At 72.6% G+C, this 23,946-nt stretch carries 17 protein-coding genes and 1 pseudogene; 12 read left to right on the top strand and 6 right to left on the bottom strand.

The annotated features are described in order from the left end of the window. The first annotated feature begins 210 nt into the window (after window positions 1-210). The 4 genes from EJG53_RS05490 (at window position 211) to EJG53_RS05475 (ending at window position 6,455) form a co-directional block, all read left to right on the top strand. A complete protein-coding gene (locus EJG53_RS05490) occupies window positions 211-2,274 on the top strand; it encodes a SpoIIE family protein phosphatase (protein ID WP_125043896.1) in 2,064 nt (687 codons plus the stop codon). A 153-nt stretch (window positions 2,275-2,427) separates the two neighbouring features. Further along, window positions 2,428-3,834 (top strand): glutamine synthetase family protein, encoded by a 1,407-nt coding sequence (locus EJG53_RS05485; protein WP_125043895.1) that lies wholly within the window; start codon window positions 2,428-2,430, stop codon window positions 3,832-3,834. Window positions 3,835-3,910: 76 nt separating this feature from the next. Further along, window positions 3,911-5,104, top strand: a complete 1,194-nt coding sequence (locus EJG53_RS05480) for an amidohydrolase family protein (protein ID WP_125043894.1) — start codon at window positions 3,911-3,913, stop codon at window positions 5,102-5,104. Window positions 5,105-5,174: 70 nt separating this feature from the next. Beyond that, window positions 5,175-6,455: an MFS transporter gene (locus EJG53_RS05475; protein WP_244954992.1), complete on the top strand. Its 1,281-nt coding sequence runs from the start codon at window positions 5,175-5,177 to the stop codon at window positions 6,453-6,455. Between the two features lie 43 nt (window positions 6,456-6,498). On the opposite strand, the gene EJG53_RS05470 is transcribed toward EJG53_RS05475, so the two are convergent. The 3 genes from EJG53_RS05470 to EJG53_RS05460 form a co-directional block, all read right to left on the bottom strand. Next, window positions 6,499-8,877, bottom strand: coding sequence for a phosphoketolase family protein (locus tag EJG53_RS05470; protein WP_125043893.1), 2,379 nt, complete (start codon window positions 8,875-8,877; stop codon window positions 6,499-6,501). A gap of 282 nt (window positions 8,878-9,159) precedes the next feature. After that, on the bottom strand, window positions 9,160-9,660 hold the full coding sequence (locus tag EJG53_RS05465) for an NUDIX domain-containing protein (protein WP_174856530.1): 501 nt from the start codon (window positions 9,658-9,660) through the stop codon (window positions 9,160-9,162). A 40-nt stretch (window positions 9,661-9,700) separates the two neighbouring features. After that, a complete protein-coding gene (locus tag EJG53_RS05460) occupies window positions 9,701-11,056 on the bottom strand; it encodes a tetratricopeptide repeat protein (protein ID WP_125043891.1) in 1,356 nt (451 codons plus the stop codon). A gap of 228 nt (window positions 11,057-11,284) precedes the next feature. Here EJG53_RS05460 and EJG53_RS05455 point away from each other — a divergent pair, with 228 nt between their 5' ends. The 4 genes and pseudogenes from EJG53_RS05455 to EJG53_RS05440 all read left to right on the top strand — a co-directional run. Further along, window positions 11,285-12,034, top strand: a complete 750-nt coding sequence (locus EJG53_RS05455; protein ID WP_125043890.1) for a hypothetical protein — start codon at window positions 11,285-11,287, stop codon at window positions 12,032-12,034. Between the two features lie 77 nt (window positions 12,035-12,111). Continuing rightward, entirely contained in the window at window positions 12,112-13,023 is a 912-nt protein-coding gene (locus tag EJG53_RS05450) for a phosphotransferase family protein (protein WP_125043889.1), read from the top strand. Beyond that, on the top strand, window positions 13,024-13,716 hold the full coding sequence (locus tag EJG53_RS05445; RefSeq protein WP_125043888.1) for a class I SAM-dependent methyltransferase: 693 nt from the start codon (window positions 13,024-13,026) through the stop codon (window positions 13,714-13,716). 25 nt (window positions 13,717-13,741) lie between these two features. After that, window positions 13,742-14,266 (top strand): annotated as a pseudogene (locus EJG53_RS05440) (HAD domain-containing protein); the annotation flags it as partial. Window positions 14,267-14,337: 71 nt separating this feature from the next. Here EJG53_RS05440 and EJG53_RS05435 read toward each other — a convergent pair. Next, a complete protein-coding gene (locus tag EJG53_RS05435) occupies window positions 14,338-15,837 on the bottom strand; it encodes a M81 family metallopeptidase (RefSeq protein WP_125043887.1) in 1,500 nt (499 codons plus the stop codon). A 37-nt stretch (window positions 15,838-15,874) separates the two neighbouring features. Then, window positions 15,875-17,047: an ROK family transcriptional regulator gene (locus tag EJG53_RS05430; protein ID WP_125043886.1), complete on the bottom strand. Its 1,173-nt coding sequence runs from the start codon at window positions 17,045-17,047 to the stop codon at window positions 15,875-15,877. Between the two features lie 281 nt (window positions 17,048-17,328). Here EJG53_RS05430 and EJG53_RS05425 point away from each other — a divergent pair, with 281 nt between their 5' ends. Genes EJG53_RS05425 through EJG53_RS05410 form a run of 4 tightly spaced genes read left to right on the top strand, consistent with a single transcriptional unit; the run spans window position 17,329 to window position 23,204 of the window. Beyond that, entirely contained in the window at window positions 17,329-19,137 is a 1,809-nt protein-coding gene (locus EJG53_RS05425) for a peptide ABC transporter substrate-binding protein (protein ID WP_125043885.1), read from the top strand. Beyond that, the gene (locus tag EJG53_RS05420) at window positions 19,134-20,084 is read left to right on the top strand and encodes an ABC transporter permease (RefSeq protein ID WP_125043884.1); all 951 of its coding nucleotides are present in this window, start codon (window positions 19,134-19,136) and stop codon (window positions 20,082-20,084) included. The genes EJG53_RS05425 and EJG53_RS05420 overlap by 4 nt, the downstream gene beginning before the upstream one ends. Before the next feature lie 11 nt (window positions 20,085-20,095). Then, window positions 20,096-21,031: an ABC transporter permease gene (locus EJG53_RS05415; protein WP_371858787.1), complete on the top strand. Its 936-nt coding sequence runs from the start codon at window positions 20,096-20,098 to the stop codon at window positions 21,029-21,031. 10 nt (window positions 21,032-21,041) lie between these two features. After that, window positions 21,042-23,204: a dipeptide ABC transporter ATP-binding protein gene (locus EJG53_RS05410; protein WP_125043882.1), complete on the top strand. Its 2,163-nt coding sequence runs from the start codon at window positions 21,042-21,044 to the stop codon at window positions 23,202-23,204. Here the strand turns inward: EJG53_RS05410 and EJG53_RS05405 are convergent. After that, on the bottom strand, window positions 23,191-23,925 hold the full coding sequence (locus EJG53_RS05405; protein WP_174856364.1) for a L,D-transpeptidase family protein: 735 nt from the start codon (window positions 23,923-23,925) through the stop codon (window positions 23,191-23,193). The two genes, EJG53_RS05410 and EJG53_RS05405, sit on opposite strands and share 14 nt — an antisense overlap. Window positions 23,926-23,946 lie beyond the last annotated feature (21 nt).

Raw genomic sequence — 23,946 nt, 5'->3', positions numbered from 1 at the left:
GTAACAGTGTGTTGAGATCATCGCAACGACCTCACCAGTGCTGGTCGGGGCCCTGGCCGATTACAGCAGCGGTAGGCGCCCGGTGTTGAGCACTGACTGATGCGTAAGTCAGGCAGGTCCCGCGTCGCCACGACCGGCTTCGTGGCCCGGCCTCGTACCGGACACCGATGGACCGGCCACGTATGGGGCAAATGTGGCAAAGTTGCGCACATGGCTGACCGGGGCACGAAGCGGCCGACCGTGTCGGTGCCGGACGACTGGCCCGCTCATCCGGACCTGACGCTGGCCCTCAACGGCATGGGCGGCTTCGACTGGGACCTCGACAGCGGCCGTATGCACATGGACGGCTCCGCTCTGGAGGTCTTCGACCTGACGCCGGAGGAGTACGACTCCGACCCGGCCACCCTGGCCTGCCGTCTGCCGCCCGACGAGGCGGCCCGCCTGGACAGCGTCGTCTCCCAGGCCCTGAAGGACGGCAGCGACTCCTACGGTGCCTACTTCCGGGTGCGGCTGCGGGACGGCACGGTGCGCTGGACCCACACCCAGGCCAGCATCCGCCGGGACGGTGACGGGACGCCGCACCGCGTCATCGGCGTCGTCCGGGACGCCGGCCAGGAATACACCCAGGCGGCGGAACGGGCCCAGGCGCACGCGCGGAAGCTGCGCAACACCGGCCTCGTCGAGCGCACGACGGCGGCCCTGGCGCACGCCAGGACCGTCCGCGACGTCATCGGCGTGCTCGGCGACGACCAGGCGCTGACCCGGCTGGGCGCGCAGAACGTCATCGTCGGCCTGGTCGAGGCGGGCCGTATCCGGGTGGTCCACGAAGGGCAGCCGGGCAGCTTCGTGCCGCAGCACGAGGTGGTGCGGGTCGAGGAGGAGTTTCCGATGAGCGAGGCGGTGCGCACCCTCCAGCCGTGCTTCATCCGCTCCCGCGCCGAGTTCGCCGAACGGTACCCGACGCTCTGGCCGCACCTCGAAAGGCTGGACTTCGGCTCCGCCGCGTACCTGCCGCTGATCGCGCAGGCCCGGCCGATCGGGGTGGTGGGCCTGTTCTACCGCTCGGAGAACCCGTTCGGCGTACAGGAGCGCAACCTGCTGGTGGCGCTCGGCTCCAGCGTCGCGCAGAGCCTGGCCCGCGCCATGCTCTACGACCAGGAGCACGACCTTGCCGAGGGCCTCCAGCAGGCCATGCTGCCGCGCCGTATCCCCGGCATCCCCGGCGCCCAGATCGCCGTACGCTACCGGGCCGCCCGGGCCGGCCGGGACATCGGCGGCGACTGGTACGACGTGATCCCGCTGCCCGAAGGCCGGGTCGCCGCGGTCATCGGTGACGTCCAGGGGCACGACACCCACGCCGCGACCGTCATGGGCCAGCTCCGGATCGTGCTGCGCGCCTACGCCGCCGAGGGGCACCCGCCCGCCACCGTCATGGCCCGCGCCTCCGCCTTCCTCGGCGAACTGGACACCGACCGCTTCGCCACCTGCACGTACGCGGAAGCCGACCTGGCCACCGGGACGGTGCGGCTGGTGCGCGCCGGGCACGTGGACCCGCTGCTGCGGCACGCCGAGGGACTGTGCCGGCGGCTGGAGGTGGCCGGCGGCCTGCCGCTGGGCATAGCGACCGGTTTCCGCGACCTGGACTACCCCGTCACCACCGCCCACCTGGGCATCGGGGAGACCCTGGTGCTGTACACCGACGGGCTGGTGGAACAGCCGGGCATCGACATCGAGGACGGCGTACGGCACCTGGCCAGAGTGGTCCGCGACGGTCCCCAGGACGTCCAGCAACTGGCCGACCGGCTCTGCGACCTGGCGGCCGAGCAGACCGGCGACGACGACATGGCGATGCTGATCCTGCGGCGCGGCGGCGAGCCCGCCGCGCCGGCCGCCGGACGGCTCCAGCAGCACGTCGCGCCCGACGACGCCCAAGGGCTGTCCGCCGCCCGCCACATGATCCGCGCCGCGGTACGGGCCTGGGGCGCACGGGAGCGCGCGGACGAGATCGAACTGGCCGCCGACGAGCTGATCACCAACGCGCTGCTGCACACCGACGGCGCGGCGGTGGTGACGGTACGGATGCCGCACGGCACCGACCGGCGGCTACGGCTGGAGGTGGCCGACCGCTCCAGCGCCCTGCCGCGCCGCCGCGACAGCGACGAGTCCGCGATGTCCGGCCGCGGACTGCTCCTGGTGGACCGGCTGTCGGATATCTGGGGTGTGGAGCCGCGCGGCAACGGAAAGTGCGTATGGTGCGAGTTCGACTGTCCGTGACGGCCGGTACGGTCCCCGGGAGCGGGACGGCCGCGTCGGCCGTACGGCAGGACACCCGCGGCAACCGCCCCTGGACAGGGGCGCCGTGGCACGGACAGGGCACAGTTCGGACGGCCGCCGAGTGAGCGGCATGGCGGAATGGGGACACGCGCTATGGAACCGGGGCCTGCGCAGCAGTGGGGCGACGCCCGCCGGACGGCGGCACGGCTGGACGCGGAGCACGTCCGCGCCATCGCCCTCACCTGGGTCGACAACGCGGGCATCGCCCGTACCAAGACCGTGCCGACGGCCCGGCTGGCACCCGCCGTGCAGCGCGGCGTCGGCATGTCACCGGTCTTCGACGTCTTCACCTCCGACGACGCGATCACCGCGTCCGCACACCTCGGCGGGCCCGACGGCGACCTGCGGCTCTTCCCCGACCTGGAGCGGGTCACGGTGCTGGCGGCGCAGCCCGGCTGGGCCTGGGCGCCGGTCGACCGCTACGACCAGCTCGGCACGCCGCACCCCGGCTGCCAGCGGCAGTTCGCCCGCCGCATGGTGGACCGGGCCGCCGACGCGGGACTGGTCCTGCAGATGGGGTTCGAGACGGAGTGGGTGGTCACCCGCGTACCGGAGGCCGACGGCCGTCCCGACGGCCCGGCGGACGCCGACGACGCCCTGGACTACCCCTGCGCGGGCCCCGCCTACGGCATGACCCGCGTCGTCGAACTCTCCGACTACCTCCGCGACGTGGCCGAGGCACTGGCCCTCCAGGACATCGACGTGCTCCAGCTCCACCCCGAGTACGCCCCGGGCCAGTTCGAAGTGTCCACCGCGTCGGCCGACCCGCTGCGCGCAGCCGACGAACTGGTCCTCGTCCGGGAGACCGTACGGGCCGTCTCCTTCCGGCACGGCCTGCGGGCCAGCTTCGCGCCCTCGGTCGTGGCCGGCCAGGTCGGCAACGGCTGCCACCTCCACCTCAGCCTGCACCGGGGCGAACGCAGCCTGCACCGGGACCGGGACGCCGAATGGGGCCTCGACCCCGACGCCGTACGGTTCCTCGGCGGCATCCTGGAGGCGATGCCCGCCCTGCTCGCCGTCGGCTGCCCCTCGCCCGCGAGCTATCTGCGGCTGGGCCCGTCCGTGTGGGCCGGCGCCTACCAGTGCTGGGGCGTGGAGAACCGCGAGGCCGCGCTGCGCCTGGTCACCGGCGCTCCCGGCGACCCGGACGGCGGCCACGCCGAGATCAAGCCGTTCGACGCCGCCGCCAACCCGTACCTGGCGGTCGGCGCGGTCATCGCCGCCGGGCTGCACGGCCTCTCCACGGGCGCCGCGCTGCCCCCGCCGGTCACCGGCGACCCGGGCGTCCTGGGCGTCCGGGAACGCGCCCGGCGCGGCATCGTCCGGCTGCCCTCGTCACTGACCGAGTCCACCGACCGAATGGCGGAGTCGGCGGTGCTGCGGGAGGCCATGGGGGAGGTGCTGTACGGCGCCGTGATCGCCGTACGCCGTGCGGAGGCGGCGCACTTCGCGGACAGCGAGCCCGAAGAGATCGCGGCGGCGACGCGCTGGAGGTACTGATGGCCGTGTCCGCGCCCGCGCCCCTACCCGCACCTGCGCCCGTCCCCGGTGCGCCGGCCGCCCACCGGAGGGACCGATGACCGCACAGGCCACCGACGGCACCCCCGACGGCGCCCCGGACCCGTTCCCGGACCTGCCGCCGCTGATCGACCAGCACTGCCACGGCGTGCTGCGCGGCGATCTGTCGGCCGCCGAGTTCGAGTCGTACCTGACCGAGTCGGACCGGCCCGCCGCCGCGGGCACGACCTTCTTCGACACCCAGGCGGGCTTCGCCGTCCGCCGTTGGTGCCCGCCGCTGCTCGGCCTCGCGCCGCACTGCACGCCCGGCGCGTACCTCGCCCGGCGGCGCGAACTGGGCGCGGCCGAGACCCGCCGCCTGCTGCTGGGCGGTACTGGCATCGGCACGTACCTGGTGGACACCGGCCTGCCCGGCGACCTCACCGGGGCGCATGAGACGGCCGAGGCGGGCGGCGGCACCGGGCACGAGATCGTCCGCCTGGAGACGCTGGCGGAACGGGTCGCGGCAGGCGTACGGGCGGCCCGGACGGCGGGGGAGGAGACCGCGGCCGCGGCCGCCGAGGTGTTCGCCGCCGGACTCGCCGACGCCGTACGGGACGCGGCCCGCACCGCCGCGGGCTTCAAGTCCGTCGCCGCCTACCGGCACGGGCTGGCCCTGGCCCCCGAGCCGCCCACCACCGCCGACGTCGCGACCGCCGCCCGCGACTGGCTCGCCGCCGGCCCTCACCGCCTGACCGACCCGGTCCTGCTGCGCCACCTCCTGTGGCTCGCCGTCGGCACCGGCCGCCCCCTGCAACTGCACACCGGCTTCGGCGACCCCGACTTGCGCCTGCACCACGCCGACCCGGCCCTGCTCACCGACTTCGCCCACGCCACCGCGGGCACCGGCACCGACCTGATCCTGCTGCACTGCTACCCGTACCACCGCCAGGCCGCCTACCTGGCCCACGCCTTCCCGCACGTGTACGCCGACGTCGGCCTGGCCCTCGGGCACACCGGCCCGCGCGCGGCGGCCGTGCTCGCCGGATTCCTGGAGCTGGCGCCCTTCGGCAAGCTCCTCTTCTCCACCGACGCCTACGGCCTGCCGGAGCTGTACACCGTCGGCAGCGCCGCCTTCCGTACGGCGCTGGCGGAGGTGCTGACCGGCTGGGTGCGCGCGGGCGCCTGGTCGGCGGCGGACGCCGACCGGGTCGCGGCGCTGGTCGCGGCCGGTAACGCCCGCCGCGTGTACGGCCTTTCGGAGGGCCGGTAGCCGTACGGCCGGTGTCATGATCAGGCCACCCAGGTAAGTGGCATCACCACGGATCGTGCTTTACTGCCCCGTGCCTCCTGCCATATCCGACGCCAAGCCCCGTCCTCCGCTGTACACCCGCCTCTTCGCCGACATCACCCCGCTGCGGACCTCGGCGGACTACCGGCGGCTGTGGTTCGGCAACACCGTCTCCTGGGTCGGCCAGCAGATGACCGCCCTGGCCGTCTCCCTCCAGGTGTACGCCCTCACCGGCTCCACCTTCGCCGTCGGCGCGGTCGGCCTGTGCTCCCTGGTGCCGCTGGTCGTCTTCGGGCTGTACGGCGGCGTCATCGCCGACACCGTCGACCGCCGCAAACTCGGCCTGTACAGCGCGGTGGGCGCCACCGTGCTCTCCGTCGCGCTGGCCGCCGCCGCGCTCGCGGACGTACGCCAGGTCTGGGTGCTCTACACGGTCGTCGCCCTCCAGGCCGTCTGCTTCGCGATGAACGCGCCCGCCCGCTCGTCGATGATCCCGCGCCTGCTGCCGCCCGAGCAGTTGCCCGCCGCCAACGCCCTCAGCTCGCTCACCAGCAACCTCGGGATGATGGGCGGCCCGATGCTCGGCGGCGTCTTCGTCGGTCTGTGGGGCTACCAGGCCGCCTACCTGATCGACGTGGGCTGCTTCACGGCCGCGCTGTACGCCATGTGGCGGCTGCCCGCCATGCGCCCCGACCACGGCGGCGGCGACGAGGCGCCGCGCCGCCCTTCCGTCCTGGAGGGACTGCGCTTCCTCGCCACCCGGCCCAATCTGCGGATGACCTTCTTCGCCGACCTCGCGGCCATGGTGCTGGCCCAGCCCCGCGCCCTGTTCCCCGCCGTCGCCGTCCTCTGGTTCGGCGGCGACGCCAAGACGGTGGGCCTGCTCGTCGCGGCGCCCGCCGTCGGCGCGGTGCTCGGCGCGCTGTTCTCCGGGTGGCTCGGCGCCGTCCGACGGCACGGCCTGGCGATCCTCGTCTCGGTCGCCGCCTGGGGAGCGGCCGTCGCCTGCTTCGGCCTGACCCGGCACCTGTGGCTCGGCCTGTTCTTCCTCGCTGTCGCCGGGTGCGCGGACACCGTCTCTATGGTCTTCCGCGGCACCATGCTCCAGGCCGCCGCGCCGGACCGGATGCGCGGCCGGCTGCAAGGCGTGTTCATCGTCGTGGTGGCGGGCGGCCCCCGGCTCGGCGACTTCCTGGCCGGCTCGGCGGCCGACCTCGCCTCACCGGCCGTGGCGGTCGTCGGCGGGGGCCTCGCCTGCGTCGTGACGGTGCTGCTGCTGGCCCTGTGGCGGCGCGACTTCGCCCGCTACGACGCCCGGGACCCGCAGCCCTGACGGGTGGGTCCTGGGGCCGGTCCCCAGGACCCACCCACCGCCGTCACCGCCCGTCGCCCGGCCAGCTCCACTCCTCGACCTCCGGCAGGTCGGTACCGTGCTCGCGGATCCAGGCATGGTGGCGCTGCCGTACGTCCGCCATCTCCTGCCGCACCCCGGCGGCCCGTACGGCCAGCCCCGGCACCCGGTCGATCACGTCCATCACCAGCCGGTAGCGGTCCATGTCGTTGGTGACCACCATGTCGAACGGCGTGGTCGTGGTGCCCATCTCCTTGTAGCCCCGCACGTGCAGGTTGGGGTGGACGGCCCGCCGGTAGGTGAGCCGGTGCACCAGCCACGGGTAGCCGTGGTACGCGAAGATCACCGGCACGTCGCGCGGCAGCAGCGCCTCGAACTCCCGCTCCGTCAGCCCGTGCGGATGCTCCTCGTTCGGCTGGAGCCGGGTCATGTCGACCACGTTGACGACCCGTACGGACAGCTCCGGCAGGTGGGTACGGAGCAGCGACGCGGCGGCCAGCGTCTCCTGCGTCGGCACGTCACCGGCGCAGGCGAGCACCACCTCGGGCCGGCTGCCGGGCTGCTCGGTGCCCGCCCACTCCCAGATGCCCGCGCCGCGCGCGCAGTGCGCCCGCGCCTGCCCGATGTCCAGCCAGTCGAAGCACGGCTGCTTGCCCGCGACCACCACATTGACCACGTCACGGGTGCGCAGCACGTGGTCGGCCACGCACAGCAGGCTGTTGGTGTCCGGCGGGAGGTAGACCCGTACGGTGTGCGGGTCCTTGTTGAGGACGTGGTCCACGAAGCCGGGGTCCTGGTGCGAGAAGCCGTTGTGGTCCTGGCGCCAGACGTGCGAGGTCAGCAGGTAGTTCAGACCCGCCACGGGCACCCGCCAGGGGATGTCGCGGGCCGACTGGAGCCATTTGACGTGCTGGGAGGCCATGCTCGACACGATGTGCGCGAACGCCTCGTACGAGGAGAACAGGCCGTGCCGTCCGGAGAGCACGTACCCCTCCAGCCAGCCCTGGCACAGGTGCTCCGAGAGCACCTCCATCACCCGTCCGTGCCGCCCCAGGTGCTCGTCGGTGGGCTCGGTCCGGGCCTGCCACGCCTTGTCGGTGGCGTCGTACACGTCCTGGAGCCGGTTGGAGGCCGTCTCGTCCGGGCCGAACAGCCGGAAGTCGCGGCGGTCGGCGGTCCGCTCCATCAGGTCGCGCAGCAGACCGCCGAGGACACGGGTCGGTTCGTGCATCCGGGTGCCGGGCTTGTCGACGGGCACCGCGTACTTCTCGGGGTCGGGCAGCGGCAGCGTACGGACCAGGCGGCCACCGTTGGCGTGCGGCGAGGAGCCGAGCCGCCGGTCGCCGTCCGGCACACAGGCCAGCACCCGGTCCACCGGCCGCCCCTCGCCGTCGAACAGCTCGCCCGGCGCGTACGACCGCAGCCAGCCCTCCAACTGGCGCAGATGGTCAGGATTGTCCCGGACACCGGACAGCGGGACCTGGTGGGCGCGCCAGGTGCCCTCGACGGGCGCGCCGTCCACCTCGTCGGGCCCGGTCCAGCCCTTGGGGGTGCGCAGCACGATCATCGGCCAGCGGGGCCGGGCCCGCTCCTCGCCCTCGCGCGCGGCGCGCTGGGCCTCGTGGATGCGCAGCAGCGCGGTGTCCATGGCGGCGGCCATGTCCCGGTGGACCTGCGCGGGGTCGGAGCCGGTGACGTACAGCGGCTCGTGCCCGTAACCGCGCAGCAGCGCGTCCAGCTCGTTCTCGTCCAGCCGGGCGAGGACCGTCGGGTTGGCGATCTTGTAGCCGTTCAGGTGCAGGATCGGCAGCACGGCACCGTCGTGCGCCGGGTCCAGGAACTTGTTCGCATGCCAGGACGCGGCCAGTGGCCCGGTCTCCGCCTCGCCGTCCCCGATCACGCACGCCACCAGCAGGTCCGGGTTGTCCAGCGCGGCACCGTACGCATGCGCGAGCGAGTAGCCCAGCTCACCGCCCTCGTGGAAGGAGCCCGGCACGTTCGGCGCCGCATGGCTCGGCACCCCACCGGGAAAGGAGAACTGCTGGAACAGTCGGCCCATCCCGGCCGCGTCCCGCCCGACGTCCGGATACAGCTCCCCGTACGTCCCCTCCAGCCAGGCCCCCGCGAACACCGAAGGCCCACCGTGCCCCGGCCCCCACACGCACACCGCTTCCTGCCCGTGGGTGCTGATGACCCGGTTGACGTGCGTATAGACGAGATTCAGACCGGGACAGGTGCCCCAGTGACCGAGCAGGCGCGGCTTGATGTGCTCGGGGCGCAGTTCCTCGGTGAGCAGCGGGTTGCCGGTCAGATAGATCTGACCGGCCGCGAGGTAGTTCAGCGCCCGCCAGTGGGCGTCGAGATCCAGCAGATCGCTCTCGGTGAGCGGGGTCGGCGACTCCATCGGGGCCCTCCGTCGGGGGAAAGGTGATCAGGGAGCGCCTCTCCACCGTACGGGCCGTCATGCACGGGCGCCGCACATGACGGGCTGAGCGGAGGGGGTGACTGGATGCTTCGGGCCTGGGAGCGGGTGTCTCCTTCTCGGCCTCGCGGCTGTCGTACACGACGAGCCATCTGCCGAAGAGATGAGCCTTCGGCTGCCCGCCGAGCCGACGGCCCGCCCTGCGCCTCGCTCGGCGGGGAAGGGGACGGCTGGGAGCGGCTGCGGCAGGGCGGACAGAGCTGCCTACTTCCAGCCATCCAGTGACACCTGCGGCCCACCTCTGAGGTATCGGTCGAGGGCGCTTGCGGTCGTGTCGACGAACTGCTCGGGGACGGCGTCGGCGTCGATCCACCGGACCTGGGCGTGCTTGTGGGGTTCGCGGTTTTCGGGTTCGCCGGTCCATTCGTGGGCGGCGAAGACGACGGTGAGGAAGCCGTTGGGGGCTTCGACGCCCCAGGCGCCGTGGATGATGTGGGCGACCTTCAGCGACTCGGGCTTCACGGTCAGGCCCGTCTCCTCGTACAGCTCGCGCACGGCCGTTTCGGTGATGGGCTCGCCGGGCTCGCTCTTGCCGACGGGGAGGTCCCACATGCCTTGGGCGAACTTGGCTTTCTGGCTGCGTTGGAGGAGGACGACGCGGTTGGTGGCCTTGTCGTGGACGATGACGGCGGCGACCAGGAGGGTCATGGAGTCGAGGGCGGGCTTGAGGGCTTTGGGCTGGTCGTCGGTCATTGGCTGAGCCATGGCGGTCCGGGTCCCTTCGTCGGCCGGGTTGGTGCGCATGCTAGGACAGTGCCTCTCGGGCGCGGCGGGCGAGTTCGACGGCGCCGGGCACTTTGCGCCGCTGGTAGACCGAGAGTGTCGATCGAATGGAGGCGATCGCTTTGCGGGTGCGGTCCGAGGCCATGCCTTCCATGAGGGTGAGGGCTTGCGTCCAGGCCGCGACCGCTTCGTCAGCGCGGGCCTGGGCGGCGAGGCTGTCGCCGAGATCGGCGTGGGTCAGGGCGTGGACGCGCTTGTACTTCTTGGGGTCCCAGCGAACGAGGGCGTCGCGATGCTGCTGCTCGGTGCCGACGTGGTCGGCGAGGTCGGTGAGCGTACGGGCGGTGTGGCTGGCCACGGTGCCGGCGGCCGGACCGCTGACGAGGGAGAAGCTGGGCTGAGGGCCGTCCTCCCGAAGTAGGGCGTCCTCGGCGGCCAGCAGGGCACGGGCCGCTGCGGGGTGCTCGGCGGTGGCGGCGAAAGCGCGCGCATGGGTGATGTGGAGCAGGGCCTCGGTCTGGCTGTCGACATGTCCGAGCCCGCGGGACAGAGCGCCTTCGACGAGGTCCACGCAGTGGTGGGGCTGCTTGAGGCTGAGGGCCTGGTGGGCGAGGGCGCGCATCATCCAGGCGGCGTGGCCGTGCGGGCCGGCTTCGCAGGCGAGCTGGTATCCGACCTGGTAGTAGCGCTGGGCGGCGCCCTCCTGGCCGAGGTCGTGGTGCTTCCAGCCCGCGAGGTAGGCCAGCTCGGCGACGGCGCCGAAAGCGTTGCGACGTAAGGCGTCGGAGGTGAAGCGGGCCCGGAGGACGGGGGCAGCGGTGTCGGCGAGGTAGGCGGTGACGGTGGTCAGGCCGTGGCCACCGCCCAGTCGCTCGTCGGCCGCACTGAACGCGGCTGTGATCTGGCGGACGACCTCGACGTCCTCCGCCCCGACCAGCGATCTTCTGGTGCGGGCACGCAGGATGCGGGAGGTGGCTTCCTGGTCGTACGCCAGCGGCATGGCGACGCCTGCTGTGGTGAAGGCGGCCACGGCCAGGAAGCGGCGTCGTTCGACGTCGGCCCGGCCCAGGTCAGTCGCGGTGACGACGGGGTCGGAGTCCTCCGGGACGGCGGTCTCCGGATCGCGGAGGCCGATCTCGGCGAGGGTGATGGTGCGGGCGGCGCGACGCGAGAGCGCTTCGGCCAGGTACTGTCCGGTCCGGCCGGCCGGTCTCCGCGTGCCTTTCACCCAGTGGGAGACGGCGGACTTGTTGGTGTGGATGATCTCGCCGTTCTCCGCCGCTACCCGGCGTACGCACCTCGCCAGCGCTTCATAGGTGTGGCCGGAGGCGGAGATGGCTTCGCGCAGACGGACGTTGGGCCGGCTGAGTGCCGCCACGACCTCCCCCGATCCAAGGCTGTAAACCGCGTATACCGCTTGGCCTTCCCTCCACCGTACCCACTGTGCGTGACGGGAGGTTCACTTATCGGTAGCCGCCTGGAACGGCCCGGCCCGGCCGGGCTGAGGCTCCTCGCTCGGCCGGGCGGCTCCCCGCAGTTCCGTACGCGCCGATCCGGCCCGGGCATTCCTGTGCCCGGGCCCGGCCGAACAGAGACGGAGACCCCGATGACCACCATCGACACGACGACCATCACGGTCGAGCTCCCCGAAGCGTTCGATCCGCGCTGGGGCCGCCTGCCCGGCGTCCAGGTCCACGGCCGGCGCATCACCGTCGACCCGGCCGAGTACTTCTTCCGCTTCGACTCCAGGACATGGCTCATCGCTGACTGGGAGCCGGTCAAGTCCCAGCTTCTGGACGCGAACGAGACCACGGGAAGCGCGGTCGAGCAGCTTGCGCTGGACTTCATCAAGACCCGCGGCGAGTCCACCTCCGACGCGGGCCGCGTCCTGGCCACCGCGTACGAGGTGTACGCATACCTGTTCCGCGACGAGCACCTCGACGGGCTCGGCCTGCCGAAGATCACCGCCGAGCACCTGGGGATGCTGAGGCAGGCGGCGACGCTGATGGCCCTCAACAAGGTGGAACTGGACGGCCACATCTCCAACGTCGGACCGTGCTGGTTCTTCCCCGCCGCCACCTCCGTCGTCTTCGACCTGGACGACGAGATGGGTGGCACGCTCGACGAGGTCTACCACGGCGGCTGGTTCAACGAGCACCGCCGTATCGAGTCCATCAAGGCTCACGCCGCCCTCGGCGGGCGGCTCGTGCACGGCTGCCAGTCCGTTCCGGACCAGTCCGGCGGCGTCATCGCGCCCTACGGTGCGTCGATGGCCGCCTTCCGCGACGACCTGGCCGCCTTCAAGGCCGGCTGGATCGAGCAGGTCTACGCCCACCGCGTGATCCGAGCCGCGTAACACCCAGCAGGCTCCGGGGCGGGCCGGGCACGCTCGCCCGCCCCGGACGCCACCGCACCGCAAGGGAGCCCCCACGCATGGACGAGAACTTCGATGCCGAACTCCTCGCCGACCTCTGCACACTCACCGGGCGGCCCGCCCCCGAGCGTGCTGAGGTGCGGGTGTGGTCCATGTCGGGTGTCGAACGCCTGACCTTTCCCGACGGCAGCACGGCCATCTACAAGTACGCCAGGAGGCCCTTCGACAGCGAGGACCAGGCGCTGCGGCTGGCCCACACCCTCGGAATTCCCGTGCCTCATGTCCACGTGTCCGCGAGGACCGGCGGCTGGCTCGGCATGTTCCTGGAGGACCTCGGCGCCCCCATCCGCGATGCGGACAGCCTCGACGGCGCTGCCGCGGCAGCCGTCCTCCATCACACCCGGGCCGCCTCCGCACTGTCCGTGCTTGACGCGGCAGCACTGGGTGCCTTGCCGAGCCGCGCCTTGGATCACCTGGATCAGCTCCGCAAGGCCGATCGCTGGCAGGACACCGAAGACATCGAGCACGCACTCGACCAGATCGCTTCGGCAGCCGATGCCCGTGCCCAGGGCACCACGGTGGAGCCCTTCGGCTGGGTGCACTCCGAGTTCCACCCCACCAGCCTCCACATCGGGAAACGCGGCTGGCGGCTGCTGGACTTCGCCCGCGCCTTCACCGGCCCCGGGCTGCTCGACCTTGCCAGCTGGCACGGCACCCTCGACACACCTGACCCAACTCGCCTGCGCGGCTTCATCGAGTCGTACGTCGACGAGGGCGGCGCCCCCGACGCACTGGCCGAGCGAGGGGGACTGGCCGCCGAGAAGTGGGCGCTGGGCTGGCACCGGATGTGGGCGGTCGAGTGGTTCATGGAGCAGTCCATCCGGTGGATCGACGATCCGGCCACCGATCCCGCCTACATCAAGGTCGTCCGCCGCCATCTCACCGACGTCCTCCACCTACTGGAGATCTAGGTGCTCGCCCAAGCCTCTCCCTGGCACACCCACGCTCTCCAGCGCGCCGCCGCCGGGCCCGTCGAGCCACTGGCCGCGCCGTCGCGCATGGAATGGGCCACCGCCCCAGGGCTCGGCCCCGGCGCCGAGATACTCGGCCATGATCTATGCCGGCGCCGCGTACTGGAACTCGGCTGCGGTCCTGGCCACAACGTCGCCTACCTGGCCGCACACCGCAGCGCCCGCGTCACCGGAGTCGATCTCGTCGGGCTGCAGGTCCGCCGTGCAGGTTCGCACTACGGGCGACTGGCCGGCGCCGGCTTCGTTGCCGGTCACGCCCTCCACTACCTGCAAGCCAGCCGCGAGCAGTTCGACGCGATCTATTCGGTCTTCGGAGCCATCGGCCTCGTGGCTCCCCAACTGCTGCTGCCCGCCATCGCCGTACGCCTGCGGCCTGGCGGCGCCCTCGCTTTCTCCGTGCCTCATCCCAGGCGTGCAGGCAGGTATCCCTCTACCGACAACCTGCCGCGTCGCGACTACGTGACCCTGCCCGACCGGACCCGTCAGCCCATCGCCCGGTGGGAATTCGACGCCGAGCGCTGGACGGATCACCTCACCCGAGCCGGACTGGCGCTCACGTGCGTCCAGGAACTGCGCGACCCTCACCGAACCCGCTTCCCGACCACTCTGCTGATCGCCGCGCGCAAGGACTGACCCGACTCAACCTCGCGGAGCACCGATGCGCCTTCCCTACCTCCTGCTCGACATCGACGGAGTCCTGATCCCCTTCCCGAGCCAGGACGGGGCCACCCCGGAGACACACCTTCGCCACGATGTCCTTCCGACCGGCCGTGACCCCAGTGATCCCGTCACCATCTGGCTCAACCCCGCCCACGGCCCGATGCTCACGGACCTGACGAGGACCCGGCTCTTCACCCCGGTGTGGTGCACCAGTTGGCGTCAGGACGCCACCACCATGATCGGCCCACTCCTCGGGCTCCCGCCGCTGCCGCACGTCGACCTGCCGCACCCGCAGATCACCAGCAGCCACCCCAACGGTTATCTGTGGAAGCGCGACCATGTCGACGCCTGGCTCGGCGACGCACCCGTAGCGTGGATCGACGACGACTTCACCAGCCTTGACCACGCCTGGGCGGCGCGACGTACGGCCCGCGGTCTGCCGACTCTTCTCCTTCAGCCTGAGCCCCATGACGGGCTGTGCGCCGAGCACCTTCGCCAGGTCGTGACGTGGGCCGATCAGTTGGCCGGGAGCCCTGTCGCCCCGGCAGGCGACAAAGTCTCTGACCTGCTACCGCCGCTTCAGAAGGCGGTGCCTCAGAGCAGCACCGGCGTCAGATCCGGATCCTCGAAGCCCGCGTCGTCGAACGGGTAGAGCGGGCGGGCCACCCGGTGGTGGCCCAGGCGCAGCAGGTCCTGGTCGACGCCGCCGGGGGTGAGGGCGAGCAGCCAGTCGGCGGCCATCGTGTGCAGCTCCGGTTCCAGGTAGCCGATCTTCACCACGACGAGGTCGTACGTGGTCGGGTCGAGGGTGCCGAAGTCGGCGCGGGTGTGGAAGGGCTTGCGCCGCTCGGTGAGGACGGCTGTCACGCCGCCCCGGGTGACGGCGGCGGTGCGGCCGCCGCCGTCGTACGCCGGGTTGCCGCGCGGGGCACCGGCGGCGGGGGTGGCCGGGTCTTCGAGGGCGGTCACCGTGCCGGTCAGCTCGTACGGCTCGGCGTGCGGGCCGGTGCCGGCGCTGACGTGGCCGCCGACCTTCAGCGTCACCTGCGCGCCCAGACCGGCGTCGAAGCAGGCTGCCACCGCGGCCGGGTCGGTGATGCCCGGGTGCAGGGCGGTGACCCGGCCGCTCGCCAGGTCGTCGTGGGTTAGCAGGCGCCGCAGCATGTACGCGAGGTCGCCCGCGCCGCCCGCGGTGGGGTTGTCGCCGGAGTCGCTGATCAGGAACGGGCGGGCGGGGGACGCGACGGCGTGCGCGATGCACGTGTCGGCGTCGCCGGTCGGGCCGACGAAGACGAAGTCGCGGCGCGCGTCCCAGTACTCCTGGGCCAGGCCGCGGGCCTGCTCCAGCGCCAGGTCCGGGTCGTCGCCGGTCACCACGACCGCGGCCCGGCAGCGCGCCTCGTCGGCCCAGGCGTAACCCACCCAGACCGCCGCGTCCACGATGCCGTCCAGCGCCTCGACCGAGGCGAGCCTGCCGTACAGGGACTTGGCCGGTTCCAGGCGGGTGCTGGTCTTCTCGCCGGGGAGCAGGACCGGCACCTGCACCCAGGCGCGGTACGGACGGCCCTTCCCGGACGCCAGCCGTCCGACCAGTTTGCGGGCGGCGCGCTCGCGTGTCTCCCAGGCGTCCTCGTGCGGGGCGAGGCGGTGCGCGGTGAGCAGGTCGAGGCGGTCGGCGAAGCGGCGCGAGACGTTGCCGTGCAGGTCCATGGCGGCGGAGAGCAGGACGTCCGGGCCGAGCGCGTCCCGTACGGCGTCGGTGAGGTCCGCCTCGGCGTCGTCCAGGCCGACGACGCTCATGGCGCCGTGGATGTCGTAGACCATGCCGTCGAGCGGCCCGGCCTCGCGTATCCGGGTGATCAGTTCGGACTTGATCCGGTCGTACGTCTCCCGCTCGACGGGTCCGCCGGGCAGCGCGACCGCGTGCACCAGCGGTACCCACTCCACCTGGTCCGCGAGGTCGCTGTCCGGCCGGGTCCAGGTGTAGCGGTCCAGCAGCGCGGCGCCGCGGGTCACGCGGAAATCGTCGTACGTCGAGCGGTGCGGGCAGAACTGGCTGGACTCGATGGCCATGCCGCCGATGGCGATGCGCATGTCGGTGGGTGCACCTTTCGTGGGGGGCGTATGGGAGCTACGGGCGGACGACGGGCAGGGCCGGCAGTCCGCCGTCGGTGGCCAGTTCGCGCAGCGCGGCGTGGCCGGCGCCGAGCAGGCCCGCGTCGGGGCCGCAGCTCGCGGCGACGATGGACAGTTCGCTGGTCGCCATCGGCAGGCACCGCTCGTACAGCACCCCGCGCACCGCCGCGACCAGCGGTTCCGCCGCGGCGAGCGCGCCGCCCAGCACCACGGCCTCCGGGTTGAAGAAGTTCACCACGACGCCCAGCACCGCGCCGATGTGCCGCCCGGCCTGCCGCACCAGGGTCGTCGCGTGCGGTTCGCCGTCCTCGACGAGCCGCAGGATGTCGGTGGTGGAGTCCGCCGCGATGCCCTGGCCGCGCAGCGCGGCGGCGATCGCGGCGCCGCTGGCCACCGACTCCAGACAGCCGATGTTCCCGCAGGAGCAGGGGCGTTCGGCGGCGGCGTCCACCCGTACGTGGCTGATGTCCCCGGCGCAGCCGCGAGCGCCCCGGTAGAGCCGGCCGTGGCTGATCACGCCGGAGCCGATGCCGCGGCCCGCCTTGACGACCACCAGGTGGCGCAGGGCGGGGTGGGCGGCCCGGTGCTCGCCCAGGGCCAGGACGTTGGCGTCGTTGTCGACCAGCACGGGCATGCCGAGCCGGTCGGCGAGCCGGTCGCGCAGCTCGTACAGATGCCAGCCGGGCATCCGGGACGGCGCGATGACCCGGCCCGACGCGGGGTCGACGGGCCCGGGGAAGCCGATGCCCGCGCCGCACACGGTGCGTCCGGCCGCGCGCTGGCGCTCGGCGAGCGCGGTCAGCCGTTCGGCGAGCAGGCCGACGGCCGGTTCCGGGCCGGTCGTCAGGTCGAGGGCGCACTCGTCGATGTCGAAGCCGGTGCCGGTCAGGCCCACCGCGCCGGTACGGATGTGCCGGCTGCCCAGGTCGGCGGCGAGCGCGACGGTGCCGCCGTCCGGGACGCGCAGCAGCCGCGGGCGGCGCCCGCCGCGCGAGACGCCCTCGCCGGACTCGGTCAGCAGCCCGGCGTCGACCAGTTCCTGGACGCGGGCGGAGACGGTGGAGGCGGCGAGCCCCAGCTCCCGTACGAGGTCGGCGCGCGAGCGGGCGGTGCCGGTCGCGACGAGTTCGAGGACGTGTGCGGCGGAGCCGGGCTCGGCGTCGGTCATGTGGGGGCCTCGGCGGCGGTCAGGGGGGCGGTCATGGTGTGCCCTTCGGCCGGGAGCGACGGGGGAGGGGGACGGGGACGGGGATGGGGAAAGACGGGGAATGCTGCGGGCGGTCATTCTGCGACGCTTCCTTTCTTTGTTCGGTCGGCGAAGAAAGAAAGGGAGCAAGTCGCCCTCAGTACACCCCACTTGCCGATGTTCCACCAGACCCTTGACTTCTTTTCGCGGCCGTCCGTACTTTTCTCGCACTCTTCGACCGGCCGACCCTTTCCGGAGGCAGCATGGGCCCGCGCAGAACCCGCCGACGCGGGCCCGTCCACGTCCTGCTCCGCGCGGCGACCGCGCTGCTGCTCGGCCTGACGACGCTCACCGGATGCGGTCCGGCGGACGGTGCCGTCACCGACGTCGGGGCCACCGGCGGCACCCGCGTCGAAGGCGGTACGGCCACCATGGCGCTGCCGCCCGCCGCCACCCCCAACTGGATCTTCCCGATCGGCACGGCCGGTTACCTGGCCTCGTACAACAACGCCGTACAGGACCTGCTCTACCCGCCGCTCTACACGGCGGAGAAGAAGGGCGCGGGCCTGACCATGGACAGCCCGCGCAACCTCGCCGGACAGCCCCGCTACAGCGACGGCAACACCACCGTCACCATCACGCTCAAGCAGGGCCACCGCTGGTCCGACGGCACGCCCGTGACCAGCCGCGACGTGGAGTTCTGGTACGACCTGATCAAGCACGACAAGGAGGAGTGGGCGGGCTACTCGCCGGGTCTGCTGCCCGACAACGTCAAGAAGTTCGAGGTGCTGGACGACCACACCTTCCGGCTGCGCCTGGACCGCGCGTACAACCCCGCCTGGTTCACCGGCAACCAGCTCGACAACTTCACCCCGCTGCCCAGACATGCCTGGAACCCGCACGACGAGGCCCCGAAGAAGGTCTTCGCGCGGCTGCTCCAGCACGCCAAACGGCTCTCCAAGTTCGCCACCGACCCGCTCTGGAAGACCGTCAGCGGGCCCTGGCGGATCGAGAAGTGGACCACCTCCGGGCAGGTGTCCCTGATCCCCAACAAGCAGTACGGCGGCCCCGACAAGCCCCACCTCGACCGTGTCGTCCTCAAGCCCTTCACCACCGCCGACTCCGAATTCAACGTGCTGCGCGCCGGCGGCGTGGACTACGGCTACATCCCGCCGTCGGTGATGGCCCAGTCCACGCGGTTCAAGAGGATGGGCTACCGCATCGACCCGTGGGAAGGCTGGGCGATCACCTACATCGTCCTCAACCTCAACCACCCCACCGCCGGGCCGATGCTCCGCCAGACATACCTCCGCCGCGCCCTCCAGCACCTCGTCGACCAGAAGACGATCTCCGACGTCGTCTGGCACGGCAGCGCGGCCCCCACCCGCGGCCCGGTGCCCGCCGGGCAGATGGACCGCGACCCGTTCCCGTACGACCCGAAGAAGGCCGAAGCCCTGCTCACCGCGCACGGCTGGCAGCGCACCGACGGCAGGCTGCGCTGCGCCCGCCCCGGCACCGGCCCCGGACAGTGCGGCAAGGACATCCCCGGCGGACAGCAACTGCGCCTGGAACTCCTCTCCCAGTCCGGCTCCACCGAGACGTCCAACACCATGCAGGAGATCAAGTCCGCCATGGACAAGGCGGGCATCACCCTGGACATCCGGCAGCAGCCGCTGAACACCGTCCTCGGCACCACCGTCCCCTGCAAGCGGACCGAACCGGTGTGCTCCGCCTGGCAGACGGGCTTCTTCGGCACCCAGGGGAGCTGGTACTTCCCGACCGTGGCCAGCGGCGAGTCGCTCTTCGCCACCGGGGCGCCCTCCAACATGGGCAACTGGTCCGACCCGAAGGCCGACGAGCTGATCAAGAAGACCGAGTACTCCGACGACCCGGGCGCCCTGCGCGACTACGCCCGCTACACGGCCGACCAGGTGCCCGTCCTATGGACGCCCAACCCGGCCTACCAGGTCTCCGTCATCCGCAACGACCTGCGCGGCATCGACCAGAACCCCACGCTCGGCCTCGCGCCGCAGGACTGGTACTTCGTCAAGAAGGGCGGTGCGGCCCGGTGATCCGCTTCCTGGTCAAGCGCGTCGCGCAGGCCGTCGTCGTCCTGTTGCTGGTCTCCGTCATCGTCTTCGTCCTGCTGCACCTGCTGCCCGGCGGACCGGCCCGCGCCATCCTCGGCGTCAAGGCCACCCCCGAAGCCATCGCGCACTTCAACCACCAGCAGGGATACGACCGTTCGCTGCCGCAGCAGTACATGATGTACCTCGGGCGGCTGCTCACCGGGGACCTCGGCGAGTCGTACAAGCTCAACCAGACCGTCGCCTCGCTGCTCGGCGAACGCCTCCCGAAGACCGCGCTGCTGGCGGGCCTGTCCCTCGCGCTCGCCGCCGTCCTCGCCGTCCCGCTCGGCATCCTCCAGGCCGTACGCCGCGGCAAGGCCGCCGACCACCTGCTCACCGGCGCCGCCTTCCTCGCCTACGCCACCCCGGTCTTCTTCCTCGGCCTGGTCCTCGTCCTCGTCTTCAGCCAGCAGCTCCAGATCTTCCCGGCCGAGGCACCGCAGGCCGACACGGTCGGCGGCCTGCTCGCCGAGGCCCCGGCCCTGGTCCTGCCCGTGGTGACCACCGCCCTCGGCATCATCGCCGCGTTCAGCCGTTACATGCGCTCGGCCGTACTGGACAACCTCCAGGAGGACTACGTCCGCACCGCGCACGCCAAGGGGCAGTCGGGCACCCGCGTCATGGCCCGGCACGTGCTCCGCAACGCGCTGATCCCGCTCGCCACCCTCCTCGGGCTGTATCTGCCGACCCTCTTCAGCGGCACCCTCGTCGTCGAGTCGATGTTCAACTACCCGGGCATGGGGCTGCTGTTCTGGAACGCCGCGCAGGGCTCGGACTTCCCCGTCCTGCTCGGCGTCACCCTGATCGTCGGCGTGGCCACCGTGCTCGGCTCGCTGATCACCGACATCGCCTACGCCGTCCTCGACCCCCGGATCAGGAGCGTCTCGTGACCGCACCCTCCATGGACGCGCCGGCCGGTGGCCCCGGGAGCGGGGCGGCGGACCCCGCGGCAGCCGTGGACGCCGCCGCGTACGAGGCGGCCCCCTCCGCCGGGCCCGTCCGCCGCGTCCTCGCCGTCTTCGCCCGCAGCAGACTCGCCCTCACCGGCGCGGTCCTCCTCCTCGGCCTGCTGCTGCTCTGCTACCTCGGCCCGCTGCTGCACCCCACCGACCAGACACACACCGACCTGTCGCAGGCCAGCCTGCCGCCCGGCAACCCCGGCCACCTCCTCGGCACCACCGACCTCGGCTACGACATGCTCGGCAGGCTGATGTACGGGGGCCAGACCTCGCTGGAAGTCGGCCTCGCCGCCGGGCTGCTGGCCACCCTCTTCGGCACCGTGTACGGCGCGGTCGCGGGCTACTTCGGCGGCTGGGTGGACGCCGCCATGATGCGCGTCACCGATGCCGCGCTCGCCATCCCCGCGCTGTTCCTGCTGGTCGTGGTCGCCGCCATCGTCACCCCCAGCAAACCCGTGCTGATCCTCATCATCGCCTCGGTCGCCTGGCTGTCCCCGGCCCGTCTCATCCGCGGCGAGGCCCTCGCCCTGCGCAGCCGCGACTATGTGCACGCCATGCGTCTGATGGGCGGCGGCGGGGGCCGGGCCGTCTTCCGGCACATCCTGCCCGGCGCCGTCGGCACCGTCGTCGTCAACGCCACCTTCCAGATCGCCGACGCCATCCTCTACGTCGCCTACCTCTCCTTCCTGGGACTGTCCGTCCCGCCTCCGGCCGCCGACTGGGGCTCCATGCTCTCCGCCGGCATCACCTACACCCAGGTCGGCCACTGGTGGCTGATCTTCCCGCCCGGCCTCGCCGTCGTCCTCGTCGTCGCCGCGTTCACCTTCGTCGGGGACGGCCTGCGGGACGCCTTCGACGTGCGCCTCCAGAAGAGCTGAGGAAGGGCCCATGACCGCCGACCCCCTGTCCGCGACCGTCTCCCCGCCGTCCGGGACCGCCGCACCGCTGCTCAGCGTCGAGGACCTGCACGTCGAGATCACCGGCCGCGGCCGCACCGCGCACGCCCTGGACGGTGTGCACCTCGACCTCGCCCCCGGGGAAGCCCTCGGTCTCGTGGGGGAATCCGGCTGCGGCAAGACCATGACCGCGCTGGCCGTCCTCGGCCTCCTGCCGCCGGGCGGGCGGATCACCGGCGGACGCATCCTCTTCCGTGACAGCGGGGGCGGCGACGGTCGTACGGCCGGCGGCGACGGGACGACCGACCTGGCCGCCGCGCCCGCCCCCGTCCTGCGGGACGTCCGCGGCAACACCATCGGCATGGTCTTCCAGGACCCGCTGACTTCCCTGAACCCGACCATGACCATCGGCGCCCAGGTCGCCGAACCCCTGCTGCTGCACAAGGAGATCACCCGGCGGCAGGCCTGGGCGAAGGCCGAGGAGACCCTGCGGCTGGTCGGCATGCCGCAGCCCGCCGAACGGATGCGGAACTACCCCCACCAGCTCAGCGGCGGCATGCGGCAGCGCGTCGCCATCGCCATGGCCCTGGTGTGCGAACCCAGGCTGCTGATCGCCGACGAACCGACCACCGCCCTCGACGTCACCACCCAGCACCAGATCCTGGAACTCGTCGACGACCTGCGCACCCGCCTCGGCATGGCCATGATCCTGGTGACCCACGACCTCGGCGTCATCGCCAAGCGGGTGGACCGGGTCGCGGTCATGTACGGCGGCAAGGTCGCCGAACGCGCCGGCGTGCACCGCCTCTTCACCACCCCCCGGCACCGCTACACCCAGGCCCTCCTCGCCGCCCTCCCCGAACGCGCCGCGGGCGAGCGGACCACCCTCGCCACCATCCCGGGCCTGCCGCCCGCGCTCGTCACCCGGCCCGCCGGCTGCCGCTTCGCGCCGCGGTGCGCCTTCGCGACCGACCGGTGCCGTACGGAGGAACCGGTCCTGGACGGGGAGGCGGGCCATGCGTACGCCTGCTTCCACCCGGTACGGGACGTAGCCGATGGACGGGCGGGCGACAGCGCGCCCGCGCCCGCGGTATCAGTACCCGGTCCCGAGGGGAACGGACGTGCCTCCACGGCGCCCACCGACCGCGAACCCCTCCTCACCCTCACCGACGTCACCAAGCGCTACGCCCTCCACGCCGGCCCCTTCGCCCGGCGCAAGGGTGCCCGGGAGGTCGGGGCCGTCGCCGGGGTCAGCCTCACCGTCACCCGCGGCGAGACCTTCGGCATCGTCGGCGAGTCCGGCTGCGGCAAGTCCACGCTCGCGCGGATGGTCGTCGGCCTGGAACCCCCGACCGGCGGCACGATCCGCCTCGCGGGCCGCGACATCGCCGCCCTGACCCGCCGTGAACTGCGCGCCCACCGCCGCGACGTCCAGTTGATGTTCCAGGACTCCTACGCGTCCATGGACCCCAGGATGCGCGTCGGCACGATCCTGCGGGAGCCGCTGGTCATCCAGGGCATCGGCGACCGCGCCGCGCAACAGCGGCGGGTCGCCGCCCTGCTGGACGACGTGGGCCTGCCGCGCGCCGGCGTGGACCGCTACCCGCACGAGTTCTCCGGCGGTCAGCGCCAGCGCCTCGGGCTGGCCCGCGCTCTCGCCCTCGCGCCGTCCCTCGTCGTCGCCGACGAACCGGTCTCCGCGCTCGACGTCTCCGTCCAGGCCCAGATCCTCAACCTCATGCGCGACCTGCAACGCGACAAGGGACTGACGTACCTCTTCATCTCCCACGACCTGGCGGTGGTACGGCACCTCGCGGACACCGTCGGCGTGATGTACCTGGGCAAACTGGTGGAGACCGGCCCGGCCCGGGACGTCTTCGCACGCCCCCTGCACCCGTACACCCGCGGTCTCCTCGACACCGTCAACGCGCCCGACCCGGCGGCCCCCGCCACGGGCAGCCCGCTCACCGGCGAGACGCCCTCGGCCACCGCGCCGCCCTCCGGCTGCCGCTTCCGCACCCGCTGCCCGGTGGCCCGCCCGCGCTGCGCGGAGAGCGAACCCGAATCCACCGCACCCGTCGGCCCCGGGCACCGGGTGGCCTGCCACTTCCCCCTCGTGGCGGCCCCCGGGCCCGGTCCCGTCAGTAGCGGGTGAGGCCCGTACGCCCGGAGTCCGTGCCGATCGCGATGTGTGGACGGGCGGCCGGCCGCACCCACGCCACGATGCGGGCCATCGCCCGCGCCGGTACGGACACACAGCCCGCCGTCGCCCCACGGCCGTCGACGTGCAGGAAGATGCCCGCGCCCCGGCCGCGTACCGGGCGGTGGTAGTTGAAGCCGATGACCAGGGCCCGGCCGTACTGCACCGGGTAGTCGGCCAGCCGCTCGGCCTCCTTCGCCGCGCAGTCCCGGGGGCGCGGGTCCACCCAGCGGTTGTAGGCGGATGAGCCGTTGTCCTGGCACCACCAGGAGGTGTCCCGCACCGGCCGGTACGGGATCTCCGTACCGGCCGGTGCCTTCTTGAGGCCGAAGGCGAACGGCAGGTCGTACAGGCCCGTGGGGGTCGTCGAGGTGCCCTGCTCACGTGAGCTGCCCTCGGCCAGCCCGTTCGCCCCGAAGCGCGCGGGCGCCGTACCGACCCGGTGCCAGCGGCTCCCGTACCGCTGCCACCAGCTCACCGTGCCGGTCGTGGAGCGCGGGCTCGCGGCGCGGGCCGTGATGAGCTGGCGGCCGCCGCCGGTGTCGGCCATCCGGGTGGGCAGCGGCTGCCCGGCAGCCGGGGAGGAGGCGGGGGAGCGGGGTACGGCGGAGGCGGGCACGGTCAGGGCGAGCACGGCCGCGCAGGCCGCGGCCGCCAGGGTCCTCGCGGAGGTCATGACCGCAATGTAGGACGCCGT

It is taken from the genome of Streptomyces chrestomyceticus JCM 4735 (assembly GCF_003865135.1).
Classification (GTDB): Bacteria; Actinomycetota; Actinomycetes; order Streptomycetales; family Streptomycetaceae; genus Streptomyces; species Streptomyces chrestomyceticus.
The sequence above is the reverse complement of the archived record's forward strand: the minus strand, read 5'-3'. Positions and strand labels throughout refer to the sequence as shown.